This is a genomic window from Epibacterium sp. ABZ3_068 (genome assembly GCF_056159265.1).
Genome location: NZ_JBSWUV010000001.1, coordinates 2,147,431 through 2,168,579 on the forward strand (window position 1 = coordinate 2,147,431; position 21,149 = coordinate 2,168,579).

General features: G+C 56.2%; 10 protein-coding genes. 2 read left to right on the forward strand and 8 right to left on the reverse strand.

Annotation, left to right across the window (positions count from 1 at the left end):
• Window positions 1-74: 74 nt before the first annotated feature.
• The gene (locus ACXAEW_RS10385) at window positions 75-1,358 is read left to right on the forward strand and encodes a GumC family protein (protein ID WP_474941250.1); all 1,284 of its coding nucleotides are present in this window, start codon (window positions 75-77) and stop codon (window positions 1,356-1,358) included.
• Here ACXAEW_RS10385 and ACXAEW_RS10390 read toward each other — a convergent pair.
• A complete protein-coding gene (locus ACXAEW_RS10390) occupies window positions 1,355-2,722 on the reverse strand; it encodes an oligosaccharide flippase family protein (protein ID WP_474941251.1) in 1,368 nt (455 codons plus the stop codon). The genes ACXAEW_RS10385 and ACXAEW_RS10390 overlap by 4 nt on opposite strands.
• A 232-nt stretch (window positions 2,723-2,954) precedes the next feature.
• On the opposite strand from ACXAEW_RS10390, the gene ACXAEW_RS10395 reads away from it, so the two are divergent.
• Window positions 2,955-4,157, forward strand: a complete 1,203-nt coding sequence (locus tag ACXAEW_RS10395; RefSeq protein WP_474941252.1) for a glycosyltransferase family 4 protein — start codon at window positions 2,955-2,957, stop codon at window positions 4,155-4,157.
• Here ACXAEW_RS10395 and ACXAEW_RS10400 read toward each other — a convergent pair.
• From ACXAEW_RS10400 to ACXAEW_RS10430, 7 genes are read right to left on the reverse strand one after another with little or no spacing between them, the layout of a single operon-like run.
• Window positions 4,154-4,996 (reverse strand): glycosyltransferase family 2 protein, encoded by an 843-nt coding sequence (locus tag ACXAEW_RS10400; RefSeq protein WP_474941253.1) that lies wholly within the window; start codon window positions 4,994-4,996, stop codon window positions 4,154-4,156. The genes ACXAEW_RS10395 and ACXAEW_RS10400 overlap by 4 nt on opposite strands.
• The gene (locus ACXAEW_RS10405) at window positions 4,993-7,500 is read right to left on the reverse strand and encodes a hypothetical protein (RefSeq protein ID WP_474941254.1); all 2,508 of its coding nucleotides are present in this window, start codon (window positions 7,498-7,500) and stop codon (window positions 4,993-4,995) included. The genes ACXAEW_RS10400 and ACXAEW_RS10405 overlap by 4 nt, the downstream gene beginning before the upstream one ends.
• Entirely contained in the window at window positions 7,497-8,408 is a 912-nt protein-coding gene (locus ACXAEW_RS10410) for a hypothetical protein (protein WP_474941255.1), read from the reverse strand. The genes ACXAEW_RS10405 and ACXAEW_RS10410 overlap by 4 nt, the downstream gene beginning before the upstream one ends.
• The gene (locus ACXAEW_RS10415; RefSeq protein ID WP_474941256.1) at window positions 8,408-9,127 is read right to left on the reverse strand and encodes a 4'-phosphopantetheinyl transferase family protein; all 720 of its coding nucleotides are present in this window, start codon (window positions 9,125-9,127) and stop codon (window positions 8,408-8,410) included. The genes ACXAEW_RS10410 and ACXAEW_RS10415 overlap by 1 nt, the downstream gene beginning before the upstream one ends.
• The gene (locus tag ACXAEW_RS10420) at window positions 9,124-13,686 is read right to left on the reverse strand and encodes a MupA/Atu3671 family FMN-dependent luciferase-like monooxygenase (protein ID WP_474941257.1); all 4,563 of its coding nucleotides are present in this window, start codon (window positions 13,684-13,686) and stop codon (window positions 9,124-9,126) included. The genes ACXAEW_RS10415 and ACXAEW_RS10420 overlap by 4 nt, the downstream gene beginning before the upstream one ends.
• Entirely contained in the window at window positions 13,683-14,708 is a 1,026-nt protein-coding gene (locus tag ACXAEW_RS10425; RefSeq protein ID WP_474941258.1) for a glycosyltransferase family 2 protein, read from the reverse strand. The genes ACXAEW_RS10420 and ACXAEW_RS10425 overlap by 4 nt, the downstream gene beginning before the upstream one ends.
• Window positions 14,705-21,145, reverse strand: coding sequence for a type I polyketide synthase (locus tag ACXAEW_RS10430; protein WP_474941259.1), 6,441 nt, complete (start codon window positions 21,143-21,145; stop codon window positions 14,705-14,707). The genes ACXAEW_RS10425 and ACXAEW_RS10430 overlap by 4 nt, the downstream gene beginning before the upstream one ends.
• Window positions 21,146-21,149: the final 4 nt, after the last annotated feature.

Consider the following 21,149-nt stretch of genomic DNA (forward strand, 5'->3'; position numbering starts at 1 on the left):
TGCTATGGTGCAAACGAGCTTAAACGCTGCAGATGTGATGCAGTTGGTATTATTAAAACGGTTTAGAGTACATTATGGGTCCGATCTATTCGCTGCGAGATTTTCTCGACATGCTTCGTCGTCGCGTGCACCTGATCGTGACGTTGACAATTTTGGGTGTCCTTGCATCCATATGGGGGGCGCTTCAAAAAGAGCACACCTATGAATCTTCGGTAGTGATCCAAGTTGCACAGCCAACGATTGCGGATGATCTTGCCAAATCCACAGTGGATGGCTCCTCTGCGCGCCGTATTCAATTGATCGAACAGCGATTGATGGCGCGAAGTCAATTGCTTGAGATCGTGGATAAGTTCGATCTCTATGCGGAAATGCCCCAGTTGAAGCCTTCGGAAGTTGTCGGGCTGATGAGGGACGCAATCTCTATTACCGGGGTTGCAGCGGCACGAGAAGGTTTTGCGGATGACGGGACGATTTCGGTCCTGACCGTTGTGGCGACAATGGACACACCCGAGTTGGCACAAAAGGTCGCGAATGAGTTTGCCGAGCGCATAATCGATTTGAGCGTTCAAACCAGAATTGAACAAGCCCGCGAGACGCTGCAGTTTTTTGTAGAGAAAGAAAGCGCGCTGAGAGCCGAGCTGGTTCGGTTAGAAGATGAAGTTGCAAAATTTCGCTTCGAGAACGATGTTTCGCTTCCAGGCGTCGTAGAGCTTAGGCGGGGTGAGATTTCGCAGTTAAACGAAAGCCTTTTGGAAATAGCGCGGGATAAAATCACCCTGCGTCGATCAGCTGCTCAGATCAGTGAAAATGAGCGCCCGGCAACCGCCCGCCGAAAGCTCGCAGAGATTGAAGAAGAGCTTGCCACGTTGGATGAACAAGAGGCGCTGCTGACCGCTCACAAAGAAGAGCTTGCGGATGGGTTGCAAACCACGCCACAGGTCGAGCGTCAATTGGGAGCTTTCGAGCGTCAGATCCAACAGCTGCAAACGCAACTCGGCACGATCGTAGAGCGCCGTAGCGAAGCGGAGGTTGGGTTTCGGCTTGAGAATTCAAGCCAGTCTGAACGCCTTACAATCATCGAAGCAGCGTCCTTGGCTGATTATCCGGTAAGTGGCGGTCGAAAGAAAATAGCCGCAATGGGCGCCCTGGGGAGCTTGATGGCAGCACTTGTCGCGGCATTTGGCTTGGAATTGTTGCGACCTGTTTTGCGTACTGCTTCGCAGATGGAGCGAGAAACAGGTTTGATGCCCGTCGTGTCTGTTCCTGAGCTTAAAACAGATGCGCGCTCCATTAAAAAACGAAGCAAAATGCGCAAAAGAGAACTGGCGGCTCGTGCTGCTGGCGCAAGGCGCAGTTAAGGCTTGAGAGTGTCGATCATCGACATGATTACCTCCCAATGAAGGTTGAGCGCAAACGCGCCCACCACCATTGATAGGGACATCATTGTGATGTCATGGAGCGGATCCCAGACCCGGTGTTTTACCGCCAAAGCAACAATGACAGGGTAACTGATCAATAACGCTGCTCCCATCGCAACGATTCCGCCGGGCAGACCAAACCAGATGACACCGAATAAGAACAATGTTGTCTGGGAGATTGCGCGCGTTGCTCCAACGGCAAAGAAGGTCTTACTGTCACCCGCGGCCAATGCCGCTTGATCATATGTCATCACAATGATCGCTGGCGCTAGCGCCAGGGCCAGTGGGACAATTATCGCTCCGGCCATTGTATATCGGTCATCATAAAGAAATTCGACGATCCACGGGCCTACAAGAGCCATGATCCAGACCAGGGAAAGTATCCCCAGCGAAAGACCAAATCGCAGGAGACGTTGCTTGCGCAGGGCCTGCCCGTTGTCGTTTAACGGTGTGTCGCGATACACAGGGATCATGAGGCGTTGATTGACTGCATAGCCAAGCGCCATAGGGAAACTCGCCAGAAAAAAGGCGATATTGTAGATGCCCAAAGTCTCTAGTGGGATGAACTTGCCGAGGATTGCCCGGTCGCCCTGCGACGTGACAAACCAGAATGCGGTGGAGAAAAATATCCACTTGCCGAATTTGACCAGCTCATGAGCCGAGCTCTTTTCCCAGTAAATGCGGTTGCGGTGTCCCGGTAAATAGAAGCTGGTAAACAACAAGTATGTCACCGATTGCATGATTGTGCCCAATACCAATGCAAGTACAGATTTGGTTGCAAGGGCGACGCAGACCATAATGGCGAGGCTTAGAAACTGGCTGGCCAGTTCCAGTTGGGTCACGCGCCCGACCATCAAATGGCGGTGGGCTGTTTCAATGCGTGTCGGCTTGAAGCCCTCCACGGCGAGCATGGAGCCAGCGATTGGAAGGATATAGACCAGCTCCGGCACCTCATAAAACTGCGACACCGGCCAGGCGAGAAGGAAGGTGACCCCCCAAAGGCAAAACCCTCGGATCACCTGAATGGTCCAAGCCGTGTCCAGAAACTCTGGATCATCGCCTTTCTTGCTTTGCAGGATGGAGGGACCGATACCGACATCCGAGAACAGGACCAGTCCGGTTACGATGACCGTGACCAAAGCCATCATGCCAAAGGCTTCTGGAAACAAGATACGGGTGAGGATCAGGTTGGACGCCAACCGCATGGCTTGGCTGCCGCCATAACCGATGATCATCCACGAAGCTGACCTCAGCGCGCGAGCCATCAAACCCGAGCCCTGCAGCCGCGCCATTACTCCTGCCATCAAAAGATTTCCCTCGTTACGTCATCACAAGCTAGGGAGGGATGCAGTGGGGGTCAATTCCAGTGCGCGTCCTTCCAACCTGCGTTTCTTTGCTGACTTGGTTTCTGGAACATTTCAATCGAAAATGCGAATATTTGCATGAATTCCACGATGAGCGCGGCGCAAAATTTTGCACCTTTCGCGGTCTCGGGGTAGCTTGCCGGTAACAACACACCGCCTGAGGCTTGTAGATTTGAAAATTGCATATGTTCTGAATACTTATCCGCAGCCATCCCATTCCTTTATCCGGCGGGAACTACACGCTTTGGAGCGGCAAGGATTTGATATCCTGCGCTTGGCAATGCGCCCTAGCGAGGCACCGTTGGCGGATGGCGCAGATATAGCGGAGGCGGAGCGGACCCAGTATGTACTGGCTGCAGGAGGCCGGGCGCTGGCCAGCGCCTTGTTCCGCGAAATGGTGACACCGAAACGCTTTCTGTCAGCTTTGAAAGATGCGATTACGATGGGGCGTCGTTCCCCGGCTGGTGTGCTTAGGCATCTGATCTATCTTGGCGAAGCGGCGTGGGTTAAACAGCGCTGCCTTGCCGAAGGTGTCCAGCATATGCATGCGCATTTTGGCACGAACTCGGCAGCCGTTGCGATGCTGGCACGCTCACTTGGGGGGGCAAGCTTCAGCTTCACCGTACATGGACCGGAAGAGTTTGACGCCCCGCAGTCCCTGTCCTTGGGGCGCAAAGTGAATGCATCGGCTTTTACGGTTGCGATCAGCAGCTTCGGACGCAGCCAGTTGAGCAGGTGGGCGGCGTTTGATGCCTGGGAGCGTATCAAAGTTGTGCACTGCGGAATCGAACCTGCCAAGTTTGCAGAACCTGCTCCGATGCCGGGGGGAGATTTAAGGCTGGCTGCCATAGGCCGTTTCGTGGAGCAGAAGGGCCAGTTGGTTCTGGTTCAGGCAATGGCACAGGTGGTCGAGCGGCAGCCAAATGCGCAGTTATTCCTTATTGGGGACGGGGAGATGCGTGCCGACCTGGAGGCGGAGATCAAAAAGCTGGGGTTGCAGAATAACGTGACGCTGACCGGATGGTTGGACGAAAGCGGCGTGCGTGACCAATTGGCCAAGTCACATGCTTTGGTCATGCCGTCTTTTGCGGAAGGCTTGCCAATGGTTGTGATGGAAGCCATGGCTGCGGCACGTCCGGTGATTGCAACATATATTGCGGGAACACCCGAACTGGTTGTGCCCGGCGAGACTGGGTGGTTGGTGCCGGCGGGGAATGCGGACAAACTGGCAGATGCAATATTACAGCTGGATAAATCCTCGACGGACAAGCGGGCCGAAATGGGCAAAGCAGCACGCACGCGTGTTTTGCTGCGCCATGACAGTGATTTAGAGGCCGCCAAACTTGCGGATCATTTCCGGGCGGTTATTCCCTAGCGCCCGCGTGTCCAGCGCGTTTTACTCTGAAAAAGCGGCGTTTTGACCGCAAGGGTTACGGCCGCATACACCAGAAACCCGAATGGGGCGGTCGCAAAGAGGCGCATCACCTCAATCAGGTCAGGCGCAAATTTATCGTCATTATCCAGTAGCGACGGGTACTTGTGCGCGATCTCGTTCACGCCTTCGTTTTGCCGCCGCCTGACACGGACCAAATTTCGAAACCCCTGAACCAGAGGCCATTGGTAAGACCCGGCAACCGTATGGCGCTCGGTTGGTGCAAACATCAGCCGTGCAAAGGTGTCATCGGCGATAATCTGCGGCCAGTCCTCCCAACGATCGCGCCCAGCCGTGTTCATGGCAAAAAGGCCAAAGCCCGGCACCCCGTGGGTGACAAAGGGAAGCTGTCTCCAAATGTGGCCGTAGGCGCGGCTGACGAGTGATTTTCCCGCGATCACGTCTGGTTGGCCAGAGGCATAGGCCGGCGCATCCATAGTCAGACAGTTGTAGAGATTTGCGATCAGCGGTGGAGAGACGCGCACATCAGCGTCAAGGTAGATCCGCACGTGTCCTTGAACCATCTTGTCGCCCTGGTTCAGGGCGTTCAATTTACCGCCGGCGGCAATTTCCACAATCTTCATGGACCAGTTTCGCTGAACGGGATGGGCCTTCGCCAGCGCGACCGTGTTATCCGTGCATCCGTTGGCCAGCAAAAGAACTTCGGCGCTGACATTATCCGGCAACGGGTCCGAGGCAAAAACCGCGTCAAGGCATTGCGCAATTTCTAAGGCCTCGTTGTGGGCGGGGATCAGCACACTGAGACCACAAGTGCCGGTCATTTTGCGGCCTCCAGCACCGCCCAACGCGGGTTTTCATCCGTCAGTGTTCGCAATGCGCCCCAGCTGCCCCATGGTCCGGGCGTGTAGACATCTGCGTAGGCGTTAAACAGGGTGCCCCCCAGTTCTTTCCAACCTGCCAAAAGCTCCTGATAAAGCGCTCCCATATCCTCGGAGTAATTGTAGTGGACAAAGAAGTCGGTCAGCGTTTCATCCTCCACATGTGGGCCGACCCCGACGATATGGCTGCCACCTTCATACATGATCAGGTCGAGGTCATAGGTCTCTGCGACTTCGGCGTGATAGGGCAGGATGCGGTTTAGCAGGTCCGCAAGCGTATCAGCTGCCTGGCCTGATATCAGCCCATCGCGCAACTCGGCGGTCGCCTGGGCCGTGGCGATGTCATATTGGTGTTCACGTACAAAGGCGCGCAGCTCCGCGCCAATTAACCCCTTTTGGCGTCCGGCCTCATCTGCGCGTGCACGACTGTCGGCGATCCATGCCCGCACCACATCCACATAGTCATCGCGCCCAAGAACGCCCCCGAAATATCCAGTAACAGCATAAGCGTCGAAATAATCGGCCGGTCTTCCGTGGCGAGGATCCTCACTGCGCCACAAGGGTGCTTCCAGCAGTTGTTCTTCCAGACCCAGCCAGCCGGTTTGGGTGGCGATCACGCGCACCAGACGATCCGTTGCATCGCCCGAGAAAACCTCACCCCACAACAGGGCCATTTCCGCAGCCCGTGTCCCGTAATATTGCATCCAAAGATTTTCGCCGCCCCAGCGTTTGCGACCTTCGACCTCGGCCCATTGGGCTTGGGCAAATTGCCAGTTCCAGACTTCGTTGGAGTATTCCACGTAAAGCCGCAGATCCTCGTCCAGAAGTTGATGCGCCAGCCGCGCGAAATTGCGCATGTAAACATCGTCTGCTTTGTGAGGCATGGAAAACCACGGCGCGATGCCAAGCTCATTTGCCAGGCGGATCATAACTTCGGCAGGGACGCCTTTCAGTGCCCAGCTGTAATCGTCGACCAGCGGGCGGTCTTCCCAGCCGGTTTGCTCCGAGTCATTGGTCTGCATCCAATCCATAAAGCGCAGGACTTCAAAACCTTCCAGCACATCCAGCCATCGCGGATTGAACAAGCGCCCTGCGTCAAACTCATCCAGATGTTCCTGTTTCACAACCGTGATATTGCGCACGTAGTCACCGGTTCCCTGTCGGTCTGTCCGCTGAATTCGAATTTCGACAATCCCGGGGCCAGGGGTGTAGTCAAACCAGACTTCACCTGGGGCATAGCGCACATTTTCGGCACGTCCGGACACTTCGACAATACCGTCGCCTTCAAAGCGCAAGCGATATCGCCCGGCGAGACTGCGTGCGGTCTCAGGCAGATCCGCCAAGATAACGGTGCCGATCGAGCCCAGCTCCTTTGGGAGGGCGATGGGCCAGCCGTCCGGGTCCAGGTAACCTTTGTCGCGGAGCTCGTCGGCAGAGAAGCCCCCCCAGCGTCTGGGTAGGTGGCCGATCCAAGCACGCGCTGTTTTGAAATGATCCAGGAACGGCGCTTGTGGAGACCAGTCAGCAATTGCAGTCAGGTTTATCGCGATGGGTTGTTGGACCTTTCTTTGCGCGGCAGCTTGTGTCGCATTTCGGTCCTGATTGAGGCGTATCGGTCCCGGGTCCAAAGGCAAAGGCTGCGGTTCGGGTGGCAGGGCCGTGCGGAGTTCATCATTTCGCGCTGCCCGTTCGGCTATTTCCTGCAAGCGCTCGGCGAGCGCAGGGGGAGGTGCCTGATAATCTTGTCCCCAGTGATCGCTCAGCTGGTATGGCAAACCTTTGGGTGATTTGCCGGTCAGAGCGGCGTATTGGAACAGGCTCAGATAGTAGAAACCAATGTCGTTCGGGTGGATGTCATCTGAGAAAACATCGCGAATGCTTGTCAATCCGGGGACGGTTCCGGCAATGATCGCATCATCAAGGCGCGCCATCGCTTGTCCTGCTTCCAGCACATGAACGGTGCCACCGGTTGCGGCGCTCACATCGTCAGCAACGGCGTGCCAGTGCGCCAGATCCTGTGCAAGGCGTTCACGCCAAGGGATACTCATTCCGTCATCAAAGGAGATCGCAACGCCCGTTCCACTGTCCAGACTGTGCCATGTTTCCTGAAGGTAGAATTCAACATCCGGATTGGCGCCACGGGCAATCTCATAAAACTGGGTGACAGCTTCGCGGGTATTGCTCCACTTCAAATGGTTTGCCAACGGAATTGCTTCGGTCACAATGACTGCGTCCACACCTTGTGCCAGCCGGTCGCGCGCATTTATCCCCTCGGCATTGGCTGCATGCTGCCAATTATAACTAAGTGGAGCGCCGTTGATGATTTGGGCTTCGACTTGGGCAGGTTGGGCCGTGTCGAGAAGCTGGTCCAGCATCTGCGGATTGTCATGCCCAAAGAGCGAGTGGCCAACAAAGACAAGTGACGCCAGAACATCCGAAAAAATCATTGGCTGACCTCGGAAACGGAGAGGCCTGTTCTTGGATGTGCTTTGACCACGTCCCAGACGATCTCTTGGATGGACCGCGCAGCTGGTTCTGAGAACGCCTTGGCCGAGGTTCCATCCGGCAAGCTGAGCTTATGCGGAAGGCCCACGGGGCTTTTGTGATAAAGTACGGCAAAATGGGTTAGCGCCACGACATAAGCCCCCAAGTCGTTCACGTGAATCATATCGGAAAAGAGAGCGCCGTGCGAGGCAACACCGTCGATCTCTCCCTTTTCAATTGCGCGTGCAACCGCTGCCATAACCTGTCCAGCTGGGATCAGGTAAACGGGATTGTCGGGGTTTCTCCGGCTGTCAGAACCAAGGACACGCCCAAGCCACAAACTGTCCAGATCCGCGTCCAGGCGGTCTAGCCAACCGTCTGGATCGTCCAGATTGTGCCAGGTTTCATAAAGGTATGTTCGCGGCGGCGTGGGGGCAGTGCGTGCAAGATTTGCCCAACGACGTATATATTTTGCGGATCCGAAATATTTGATTGCGTCCCGCAATTCGACCATCTCTGTCAGAACCACTGCATCATAGTCGCCTGAACCTATGGCTTCATGGGCATCGCGATAGATTGGTGCGTGGTTGGTGATCTCAAAATCGCGAATGGCAAGTTTGGGTTCCCAATGTTCCTTGAGCGAAGTGCCAGACCCCAATTGGCTGTTCCAGCTGTGCCCCGCAGGTGCGAGCTGCGCGAGCATATGTGGCATGACAGGTCCGACAAGGGAGTGCCCCAGGTGATAAACGGACATAGGCGCGTCAGGCGCGTGAAGCGGCGGCACCGGGAACGGTGCTGCATGTACAGGGGGAAGAAATGACCCCATCGGCATCAATGCAAGAAAACCGAGAATGGCACGTCGTCTGGTCATCACATCTCCTGCGTTAATTGGTCCGCATTTGGCCGAGGCAGTTCAGCGGTTGTGATAATGATGCCAGCCCCGATCGCAAAACGTCCGGCGATTTCATAGCCAACTGAAAACGGGTGCTGATCCGCGGTAAAACGCGCCAGAAAGCGTTCCGTGTGGGTGTCGATTTCCAGCTCCATCCCTTCAAACCCGTAATATTTTCCGCTCAGCGCATATTGGCATTTATATGCGGCTTCTTTGGCAGAGAAGATCAGTTTGCCCATCTGGCCTGGATCGCCTTGCGACCGCATCCAAGCCTGTTCATCAGAGGAGCAGATCGCGTCCCAAAGATCAGGTTTGAGTGGGGTGTCTTCTTCGACGTCTATGCCAAGCCCCGCATAGTGATCAGCCCGTGCGACCGCCGCCATGGCGCAGCTTTTGGTATGGGTGATGGTGCCGACCAATCCGGAGGGCCAAACCGGAGCGCGGGTTGCACCCACCGGAATGGCTTGTGCTGGAAATCCAAGTTCGATCATGGCTGCGCGTGCTGCTGCGCGTCCAGCCGCAAACTCCCGTTGTCGCTTTTCAACGGCACGGGCAGATACGCCCGCCGCTTCGCTCGGCAGCGGTTCCGGTTGCGGAGTTTGCGGGTCCCTGACGCAGGCACATACGCCCGCGCCAAAGAGTGGCTGAACGAGCTTCAGCCGCGCAGTCGTCAGATCCGAGAGCACTGCTTGAATCACGCGCGGGTCTTTCTGTTTGCGCGCATTGCGCGGCGTTTGGACATTCGATCCGCCCGTGCTGCTTCCGCTTCCTCATCCATCTGGGGAGCGGCAGGTTGCGGCCCGCCGTTGAGCCCGTCGATATGATCCGCAAGACCTGACAAAGTTGGAAAACGGAAGATGTCCGTGATCGAAAGTTTGGTCACGCTGAGACCTTCGCGGATTTCCCGGTGGGCCTGAACCGCCAACAATGAATGTCCGCCCAGGGCAAAGAAGTTATCTTGCGCGCTCACATCCGAAACGCCAAGGATACGGGACCAGATAGCTGCAATTTGTGCCTGTGCCCCTTCAGAAGGGGCAATCGCTGAGGCTTGTGCCATGCGTTCAGGCTTGGGATCCGGCAGGGCTTTGCGGTCAATTTTCTTATTCGGGGTGAGTGGGAATGCATCTAGCGTTACGATATGCGCCGGAACCATTACCTCGGCCAGTTTCTCGGACAAAGCCAGTTTGGCGGCACTTTCAGAAATCGGCTGAGACGCGGTGACATAGCCAACCAAACGCTCGCCTTCACCAATTTTGCGAGGCATGACAACGGCGGCCGTTACGCCCGGGAAGGCAGCCAAAGCGGCCTCAATCTCCCCCAGTTCGATCCGTTGACCGCGGATCTTGACTTGATGGTCTGTGCGACCAAGAAAGTCGATACGCCCATCTGCACGCCAGCGCACCAGATCGCCAGTGCGGTAGAAAGTACCGGGCAAGTCAGGCACTTCGACAAAACGATCAGCTGTCATTTCAGTGCGTTGCCAATAGCCAGGCGTGACACCTGCGCCGCCAATCAACAGCTCCCCGGGGGCGCCAACTGGTTGCGGGCGTCCGCCGTCATCCACAACCAGAATAGTGGTATTTGCGATAGGTGTCCCTATGTCCGCGACACCGGATGGAACATCGTCCAGCGTCTGGACCGTGGACCAAATCGTGGTCTCGGTCGGGCCATACATATTGTGGATTCTGGCATGTGTGTTTTCCCGCAAAGAGGCCACCAGATCGCCTGGCAATGCTTCGCCTCCGACCAAAAGATGTTGCAAACGGCCCGTTGCCATGCGCGCTTCGTCATTCATGGTGATCATGCGTGCCATAGAGGGGGTACATTGCATGTGGCTTACATTGTGCCGGATCATCTGCGCAGCGAGTGAGAAGTCATCTGCGGCCAGTTCCTGCGGTGCATTGGACAGACGAAGGACTTCGGCCAAGGGGATCAGTCCGTCAAGCACCACGTCAGGCGCAATGCCATAATCAATCAGGCAGGCAACCTCATCCACGCCAATGCGTTTCAGCTCCTCAACACGTTGAACCGCATCGGAGATGGTTCCAAAGAGACCAGACTCTTCGAAGTAGCGTTCAAAGGCAAAATCCAAAATGGCTTCCAGCTCTTCGCCGGAGAGACTGCCGAGGTCCATTTCAAACGGATTTTTCACACCTTCGGGGCGTTTGAACGCCGGAAAGGCCCAGGCGTACTGCTTGATCAGGCCAGCGGCTGAACGCAGGTAGTCCTTCATTGGTTCGCGCGCGATCTTGCGGGCTTGTTCGCGGGTTTCGGCCAGGTAGGTATGCAACATCAAAGTGACTGCAAAATTTGCCGGATCATGGCCCGCCTCGCGCAGGGCCTCATGATAGATGCGGATCTTGCCCGCGACTTCATCAATGCTTTGCCCCAAAAGGTGGGTGAGAACGTTTGCGCCAACCTTACCTGCCTCGCGCCAGGTTTCAGGATTGCCTGCGGTGGTGACCCACACGGGCAACTCCTTTGACACCGGTCGAGGTTGCGACAGAACGCTGTGTTCACCGCCGTCTTTACGTGGAAATGCGACCTCCTCACCGCGCCAGAGCTTGCGAACGGTTTCGATGCTTTCAAACATGGCAGCTTTGTTTTCCGGGGGGGTATTCTCCGGCCGCAGAATGAAATCATCTGGTTGCCAGCCTGAAGCAAACCCAATGCCCGCGCGCCCGTTGGTCAGATTGTCGATAACGGCCCATTCCTCGGCGATACGCGCGGGGTGATGCAGCGGTGCGACGCAGGAGCCCGCCCGCACGCCAATGTTTTGGGTCACGGCCGCAACGGCTGCGCCGGTCACAGATGGATTGGGGTAGGGGCCGCCAAAGGCATGGAAGTGGCGCTCTGGCGTCCAGACCGCATTAAAGCCGTGCTTGTCGGCAAACTTTGCACCTTCCAGCAAAAGTTCATATTTCTTGGGGCCCGCACCGTCATCATTTCCCCAATAGAACAGGTTGAACTCCATTTTGCGGTCGCTCATCGCGATAGGACCGTTGGACAGTTCCAGACGGCTTTCATCGCTGGACAGAACCAGTTTGAGACCGCGCGACAAGGTCCAGAAAAGTTCCAGCACCGAAATGTCAAAAGAGAGAGAAGTGACCGCCAGCCAGCTGTCGCCTTCCTGGAATGGGATGCGCTGATCCATTCCGGTAAAAAAGTTAGAGACATTTACGTGTTTGACCATCACCCCTTTGGGCAGGCCGGTAGAACCAGAGGTGTAGATCAGATAGGCGAGATTTTCGCCAGTCGCGCCGCCATTAATGTTGGTGTCCAGCTCCGCGTCTGAGAGCGAGGCGATGTCCAAAACAGACGCGCCGGATTGCGGCAGGCTGTCGGCCAAAGCCGTCTGGGTGATAATGACGCTGGCCGCACTGTCCTTGACGTAATGGGCAATGCGGTCGGCGGGGTAGGCCGGGTCCAAAGGCACATAGGCTCCACCTGCTTTAAGCACACCGTAGGCTGCGACCACCAGATCCATCGAGCGGCGGATAAATAGCCCCACATGAGCGCCCGGCTTGACGCCCATATCCTGAAGGCGCTGGGCCACGGCATTGGCACGTGCGTTCAGTTGGCCATATGTCAGCCTCTGCCCTTCAAAAACCAAGGCAATTGCATCTGGTGTTTTTGAGACTTGCGCCTCAAACGCGGCATGAATGGTCAGATCCGGCGCATAATCGCAGGCAGTTTGGTTCCAGTCTTCCAAAACCAGTTTGCGCTCTGCTTCTGGCAGGATGGGCAAGGTCTTGATTGCCTTGGCTCCATGCGCTGCCACATTATTCAAAACGAGCTCAAGCCGTGATTTTAGCAGGGCGATTGAGCTGGGGTCCAATGTGTGAGCGTCGCAATGTAAGGTGGCGGATCCCTCCATGACGGTTAGGGTTAAAAGCGCGCCTGAAACAGGACCTTCTACGCCCAGTGAAACCGCAACGGGCGGTACACCCTGCGGGGAAACGTCAGGTGCACGGGCGATCAGATCACAAGGGAAGCCGCCGAACCGCTGCGCTTTTTCGATCTCGTTTTCGATGCGGGAAACCGCGTCTGAGAATGCTTCGTCGCGCCGTGTTTGCAGTGGTCCCCAATCTGTGACGCATCCAGGAACATCGGTCATTCTCGACACCCGCAAAGCGATGTCACCAAATTCCTCGCCCGCACTCAGTAGCGCCCAAGCGGAGGTTGCAGTTGCAATTTCCGCCGGTGTTAGCCCGGTCGGGACAGTGATCGCTTCGGTAATCCACCCCTCTGAACCGGTTTCTTTTGCCAAAGGGACTGGAAGTGGCTGCATCTTGGCAAGGGCTTTGCGCCAATAATGTTCACCGTTCTGGGCGGCCTTGAGCGCTGCATCTATTTCAGAAAGCGCAGGACCGTCAGGCACAGCCAGCGTTGCGCCTTCTGTGACGAGCTTGCTCAGGTCCAAACTGCTGCCGTCCGGTCGGGTTACGGAAGACAGGCGGATCGCTCCGTCTTTACAGGCGATTGTGAGTGAGCTTCTTTCTAGTTGAACAACGGTGCCCGGCGCGCCTGTGGCCTCTGCCGTTTTCGCTTCGCCGACAATAAGAACTTGGCCGTCAAAGATTAGCTTGGGCGCACAGAGAGGGTTCCAATATTCTCCAAAGTCCAAGGCGCGTACAAGGCGCGCCAGATCTGCAGCAGGCTTGTTAAAATCAAGTGTTCCCCCTGCAAAAGGCCGATCCGCCTTGGCAAAATACCGGCGTAGACTCAGGTCTTGTGGTTGCCGTTTCAGTTCACCGGCTTCCAATTGCGCAAGCACGTCCGGAAAGCTATCCATCGCAGCGGCATAGCATTTGGAGTTCAGGCTGAATGCCGTTTCATCTGAGGCGACTTCAAACATACGCTGAGCCAGAATATCCCCTTCGTCAACTCCGCCTTCGATGACATGCCAGGTAATACCATGCTGGGGCTCACCGTTGATCAAGGCCCAATTGGGCGTGTTCAAACCGGCATAGGCGGGCAAGGGGCCATCGTGGAAGTTGACCGCTCCGCAGGCTGCGCGGCTCAGTACTGTTTCGGGGATCATCCGCAGGTTTGCGATGGACAAAAGCCAATCAAACCCTTCGGTAATCTCAGCCGGGTGGGCGAGCACAGGTATGTCCTTGCCAGCTGCCCAAACGGCAATGTCCGCTTGCTCCGACACCACCGCGCGGATTTTGTGACCACGCGCCAGAACCTGGTCCGCACAGCCAATCAAAAGCGATTCATTACCAATCAAAACGGCGGAAAAATGTGTCATTTCGGCTCCTTCGGCTCAGACGATAGGGGGCGCGTTTCAAATTCATGTTTTGGACGGAGCTGCTGGCACATATGGGCCAAGAGGTCGCGGCAAAATCTATCGGGGTTCATCTGTGGTTTGGTCTGGAAAATACGACGCAACCCGTAAATCGCATTTCCAGCCAGAAGGGCAAGTGTTGCAGTAAAAGCGTATCCCCGCCCATGGAGCTTCACAAAGTAATGCCAACGCGAATTAAACCAATAGCTGGGCGTTCGGGTCCACGACTTCATTCCTGTCGACACCGATCCCACATGCGCAATCCGGCTGTCTGGCACGTAATAGGTCTCCCATCCGGCGCGTGCTGCCCGATGGCACAATTCCGTTTCCTCGAAATAGAGGAAGAAGGTTTCATCAAACCCACCCACGTCCTGGATCACGTCAGAGCGGATCATGAAGCTGGCCCCGGCTGTCCAGTCCACCCGTGTGGACGTGGTTGGCAACTCCATCGGCACGCTTACATTGGGCAGGAGCCGAGTGATTAACCCGGTATGCGCGGCACCTTCAAATTCGCTTGCAACTGTTGGAAACCGGAAGGCGGTGCAATGTGGGTCTCCTTCGAGGCCATGCACATAGGACCCCGCGATCCCGGCTTTTGGTGTGTCCGACATAAAGGCGCGCAGGGCTTCGATTGTATCCGAATTGCAAAAGGCGTCCGAGTTCAGAAGATAATAAAACGCTGGGCGGCTGCCGTCGGACAGGCCTGCGTTTATGCCTATGTTCATACCTGCCCCAAATCCGTGATTGACCGGCGACTGGATTAACCGAAGCCGCCCGGTGGCCAGCCAGCCCGCGTGCTCTGCGGCCGCGTGGATTTTATCAAGCGAGCCGTCACCAGAGTCATTGTCAATCACCACAATTTCGCCTGACAGATCCTCCATTGCTGCCATCGCAGCGCGGAGAGATTTGATCGTCATCTCAGGCGTTTTATAGTTGAGTAAGATGACCAGAACCGATTGCTTGTCCTTGGCTTGAGGCTGGTTCACTCGGCCGCCTCCTTGTGTTTGGTGGCTGAGGCGCGCGCTTTCAGATCTGCCTTGTCCAATACCGTTTTTACATTGCCTGCAAGAACCGAAACATTGGGAACCAGAACCATACTGTCATGATCGCCAGGGACCTCGATCACATCCACATTCGCAGCCCAGCGCGTCCAATCGTTGTCTGCAAATACATACTCACGCGCGGCAGAGACCCATTTCCCGTTGCTGACCTGCCAATGGCGATCAAGCGGTGGCCGGAATAGGGTCATGTTTCCCTTCCAGGGTTGAAGTTCATAGACGCTGATTGCCTCGCGAAAGGCCAGTTCGATCTTGCGGTTGTTGAATTCCGGAGCATGCCCGCTTTCGGCTGGGTTCGCCCTACGTTTCTCAAATTCCCAGGCGATGCGGGACTTGGCCCATTCCAGCAGGTAGCCAAAGCCTTTTGATTTCAACTCCTGAATTTTGATCAGGGCCTTATCCTGACGAGACAATTCCGGGCGCATGGGTAGCGGCGTATCAAGAAGGACCAAAGCGGCCGTGTCGACCCCTTCAGATTTCAATTGCTGCGCCATCTGATAGGCGGTCAAACCACCGCCCGAGAAACCACCCAGCAAATAGGGGCCATCAGGCTGGATCGTGCGGATTTCTTCGATGTAGGCGCGGGCGGCATCTTCCAGACGCCTGTGCGGCTCATCCGAGCCAATCAGACCTTTGGCTTGCAGGCCATAAACCGGACGGTCCTGCCCAACCATCAGCGCCAGGTGGCGAAGGTTCAGAACATTTCCAAACATACCTGCAACCAAGAAGAATGGCCGCCGACCTGTTCCGTCGCCGGAATGGAGCTGCACCAGATGCTTGTGCGAGACAGCGGGTTCTCTAGCAGTGTTCTCCCCCCCGTCAGCATGGGTCACATTTCCACCAGAGCGTGCGATGATCTGCTCTGCAAGCGTCAGGACGCTTGGCGCTTCAAACAGAATTGAAATTGGAAACTCCACGCCAAAGGTGCGCTTGACCTGGGCAAAAAGACGCACGGCAATCAAGGAATGTCCGCCGAGGTCAAAGAAACTGTCCTCTATGCCAACCTGCGAGACACCAAGGAGCGAAGCGAACATGTCCGCCAGTGTCTGTTCCACGGAATTGCGTGGCGCGACATAGTCGGTGTCCAGTTGCGGGCGTTCAAAAACCTGCTGCTCGCCTTGCATATCACTTCGGTGGGCGGCCTGGGCAATCAGATCCGGGAGCGGGAGCGAAGAAACAACAACCTGGGCCGTTCCGGCGGCAATTGCTCGTTCCAGAGCTTCTCCGCCGTCCTTCGCACGGATACCATTTGCAATATTATGCTGCAGGCGCCGCTCTTCCCCAGACAGCGGCGTTGCCGTTTGGGGCTTTGCCAGTCCCAATTCCTCAGCCGTAAAGTCGGAGGTGGCACGCGCCGTTGTGTCAAATCCGCTCGCGAGACGTTTCATCTGGAAGCCTTTTACATCCACAAGGACCCGCCCTTTGGGGTCAGTCAGTGTAATGTCAAAAGTGGCAAACCCGTCATCATCGGCACGGTTCAGCTGCACATGGCTGATAACGTCCGGGGGCAGGTCGGAATACACACGGATACTGTCATAACTGACGGGAACCCACAGCGCATCGTCCCTGTAGCTTGGAGCAAGGGACATTGCCCATCCCGTTGCCAGATCCATCAGCCCAGGGTGCAGGATGCAACCATCATTGGCGGCGGATGCGGCGCAAGTCAGTGCCGCTAATCCTTCCTGTTCTCCGGTTGCGGCTTCAGACAGCACATGCCATCGCGGGCCGAATGTAAGATGTGCTTCTTGCGGTGAGCGTAAACGGCCCGCCACCGGTTCCAGTTTTTCCGAGACCCGAGACTTGATTGCGGACAGGTTCAGATCGGGTGCTGGTTGTGTTCCCAGGCGAATACGCCCTTCTGCGACCAGTGCAAATCCGGCCTCGGCAGCGCCCAGAATCTGAACCTCATATCCGCTGTCGTCAGCAATGAGGCGCAAGACCAATTCGCGGCTCGTACCATCGGCAACAACAAAGGGGCGCAGAAAATAAAGGTCTTCCAGGGTAAATGCGCCATCATAACCCGCGCCACGCAGAGCCTCGGCCATAAACTCGATATAGCCGGTTCCAGGCACAAGCGCAGTACCAGCCTTGGTGCGATGTTCATCAACCAGCCAATGATCCGATGATATCTGTGCAGCAAAATAACGCTGCCCAAACCCATCGAAGCCTTGGCTGTCAAACAAAGCCAAGGGACTGGGCTCGCGCTCGCTTGGACCAGTGCCACCAAGGCGTGCCGCCATTGCATCAGACGCCATGCCGACATCGCTCCAGACACCCCAATTCAGGGCAAGAACCTGCGGTCCTTTGCTTTTGGCGTTCTGTTGTTTGGCCCATGCATTCAAATATTCATTGGCAGCGATGTAATCGACCTGCCCGGCAGGGCGGGTCGCTGTCGATGAGGAGGAAAACAGCACAATAAGATCAAGTGCCGCATCTGCGTAGACGTGTTCCAACACCCGAAGGCCAGCAACCTTTGGGTCAAATACTTTGGCGATCTGGTCTTCACTTTTGGCAAGAATAGGCCCGTCATTTATGTGGCCTGCGCCGTGGAATAGCCCCGTGACCGGGCCGAACTCATGTTCAACGTGTTCTTTGATGCGGCGCATATCGCCACTGTTCGACACATCGCCGCCCAGTGGAAGGATGCTGCCATGGCCGAGGTCCTCCAAAGCCTGAACCGCCCGAATGCGGCGGACCACGGTATTGGCCGGGCTGTGGCTGGCGAGGTAGCTCTCCCAGTTTTCGCGCGGTGGAAGGCCCTTGCGTGCGACCAACGCAATATTGGCGTCATAGTGCTGCATCAGGTGGGCCGCAATGGTAAGGCCGATCCCGCCAAAGCCACCGGTAATCACATATGTGCCGCCCTTGCGGATCGGTGGGGTGTCTGCCGCATCCAGCGGCAAAGCGCGCCAGTTCAGTGCGAACCGCTTGTCGCCCCGCCAGAGCGCGACATCCGCTGTGGGCTCTGCAATGAGTTCTTCCAACAGGCGGTGTGTCAGATCTGGGCTTTCTTTACCCAAGAGTTGTTCAAACGTTCCGGGAACCTTGGGCAGTTCGATATCTACCGTTGTACATGTCACGCCGGGCAATTCGCGCGGCATGACCCCCATTGGACCTGCAATCATCGCTTTTTCAGGGTAGGGCAGAGGCTCGTCTCGATGCTGGGCTGCGCCGGTTGTGAAAGATATGACATGCACAGGGCCTTCCGGCTCTGCATTCCCAAGAGCCTGGGCCAGCGCGGTGAGAGAGTGGAACCCCATTTCGAGGTTTCGGTCAAAAAAGGAAGAGCCCGGGCGGTAGGTCTCGGCTTTGGTTACAAGCCAGAAATGAGCCACTTTTTGCGGCATAAGGCCTTCCTCAACGAGCTCCGCCAGAAGGGCTTCATAGCCAAAACGCCCTTCTTCCGGGGCGAGGATGAAGTGGTCTTTGGCCATACGGGCGTAGGTATCGCCAGGCTTAACCGTTGCAACAAAGTGGCCCGCAGCGCGCAACGCTGCAATCGCCGGTGCCGCAAAGCCTGCGTCGTCTTCAAAGATCAGCCAATTTTGTCTGGCGTCCGCCAGATCCAGCTCAACATCCCACACGCAATCCGCCAGTTTGGGACGCCAGACGGGGCGGTATCCCCAGTCGCGTATATCGTCCTGGCGGTTTGGATGGGGCAGCTCGTCCACTTGTGTGGTTTGCCCCGGCTCAATGAAATAGCGACTGCGTTGGAACGCATAAGTCGGCAGCGGGAGCCGGTGACGCTTGGCGTCGCCCCAGATCTGCGCCCAATCGGCCTCTACGCCGCAGGCCCAAAGACGACCGATCACACCAAAGAAATAGGCATCATCCATCACATCTTGGTCAGGGTGGCGCAGGGAACTCAGCACTTGCCCTGTTTTTATGGTCGGAGACATTTGCGCAAGTGAGCTTAACGCCTTGCCAGGGCCGACTTCAAGAAAGACGCGACCGGGTGTTGCGGCAAGAGTTTCGATGCAATCCGCAAAACGTACCGTATTTCGCAGTTGTGCAACCCAGTACTCGGGATCGGTCGCTTGGTCCGCAGTGAGAGTCCGGCCGGTGCGGTTGGATAGGATAGGCAGTTGAGGTGCTTTTAGATCCAAGCCGCGCAAAAATGCGCCATATTCGCCAAGTATGGCGTCCAACATTCGGCTGTGTGCCGCGATATCGATCGGGATGCGTTGATGTTGGATTTCTCTTTGTGAAAGCGTTGCCGACAGTTGATCCAATGCCTCTTGCGGGCCGGAGACCGCAGTCAAATTGGGCGCATTTACGCTGGCTATGTCCAGTTCATCACCGACAATCGCTTCGACTTCCGTCAGCGGCAATGAGATCGAAAGCATGCCACCTTGAGGCACCGTGTCAAAAAGCCGACCGCGCAGAAGTACGAGATCAATGCAGTCTTCGAAAGACAAAACACCTGCCAGACAGGCTGCGGTATTCTCCCCCATGGAATGGCCCACAAGAGCCGCAGGTTTCACCCCCCAGCTTATCCAGAGCTGCGCCAGCGCATATTCAACAATCATGATCAACGGCAGCTGGACAGAAGGCTTTTGCAGTTTGGCATTGGCCTCTGCCTCGTCATCTTCTTCTGGCAACCAGATCTGGCGGATGTCGTAATCCAGACTTTTCTGAAGATGGTCGAGCCCACGATCCACGGCGTCGGCAAATACAGGCTCGGTCTCATAAAGGTCGCGTGCCATTCCTGCATACTGTGCACCCCCGCCCGGGAACATGAACACAACCTCGGGTGCAGCTCCCAAATGGTCATGGGTAAAGACCCGGCGTGGGTTCATCTCTGCCAGAGCCTCAGCCGCTTCTTGCGCGGTTTCCGCAACGACAACACGACGTTTGGCAAAACCTCGTCGCCCTTCTTTGAGGGTAAAGGCGACATCTGCCATGTTCAGGCCTGGGTTCGACCGCAGATGCTCTGCCAAAGCCGCAGTATTGGCGTCCAATGCGGATTTGTTTTGGCCGGAAATGCACAGGACATGAAACGGAAAATCGCTTTCCTCGGATGGGCCACGGTCTGGTGCCTCTTCCAAGATTGCATGTGCGTTAGTGCCACCAACGCCCAAGGCATTGATGGCTCCCCGCCTTGGCCCTTTGTGCGACGTCCATGGGGTAAGCTCACTTGCGACCTTAAACGGTGAGGTTTCAAAATCGATGGCCGGGTTTGGTGCTTCAAAGCCCAGGGACGGCGGGATTTCCTTGTGTTTGAGAGCAAGCGCTGTTTTGGCTAAACCGGCAATGCCAGCAGCGGTATCCAAATGGCCAATATTGGTTTTGACAGATCCAATACGGCAAAACCCGATTTCTTCGGTGCTGTCGCGATATGCTTCGGTCAGCGCCGATACTTCGATGGGGTCTCCCAGATATGTGCCGGTGCCATGGCACTCCACATAGTCCACGGTGTCAGCCGCGACATTGGCTGCTTTGAGCGCTTTGCGCACAGCGTCGGATTGTCCGCCAACCGATGGTGCCAGATACCCCGCCTTGTCCGCACCATCGTTGTTGATAGCAGAGCCTTTGATGACCGCCCAGATATGATCCCCGTCCGCAATTGCGTCCTCCAGGCGACGCAGTACGACTGCACCGGCGCCTGAGCCAAACACCGTGCCCTGGGCGCGGTGGTCAAAGGCATGGCAACGACCATCTGGTGACAGGATTTCATTCTCTTTGTAGAGGTATCCGCGGCCTTGTGGGAGCTCGATGGTGACCCCTCCCGCAAGTGCCATTGCACAATCGCCATTACGCAGTGCTTCGCAGGCATAATGGACGGCAACGAGTGACGTTGAGCAGGCTGTCTGGATGTTCACCGAAGGCCCTTTGAGGTCAAAGACATGGCTGACGCGCGTGGTCAGAAAGTCTTTGTCGTTTCCGGTGTGCCGGAGCAGGAACATGCCCACATCGTCCACAAGCCCGGCATTGGAGCAGATGTTGAAATAGAAATAGCTGCCCATGCCACAGCCCGCGTAAACGCCGATGGGGCCATTTACGGCTTCCGGAACATGTCCTGCTTGTTCAAGCGCCTCCCAGACCACTTCTAGGAACTTACGGTGCTGGGGGTCCAGAATAGCCGCTTCTTTTGGCGAAAAACCAAAGAAGTCTGCATCAAACTCATCAAACCCATGAAGCCTTGCTGCTGACCGCACATAGTTCGGATCCGAAAGCAGGGCCGGACGTTCACCGGCCGCCAAAATAGCCTCGTCATCCAGCGTCTCAATCGAGCAGATGCCGTTTTTGAGGTTGCGCCAATAGTCCTGTGCCGATTGCGCACCGGGCAGAGACACTGACATTCCGACAATTGCAATATCGCCAGATGCAGGTCTGTCGGTCACCGCATTTCCCTCAATTGTCATTTTA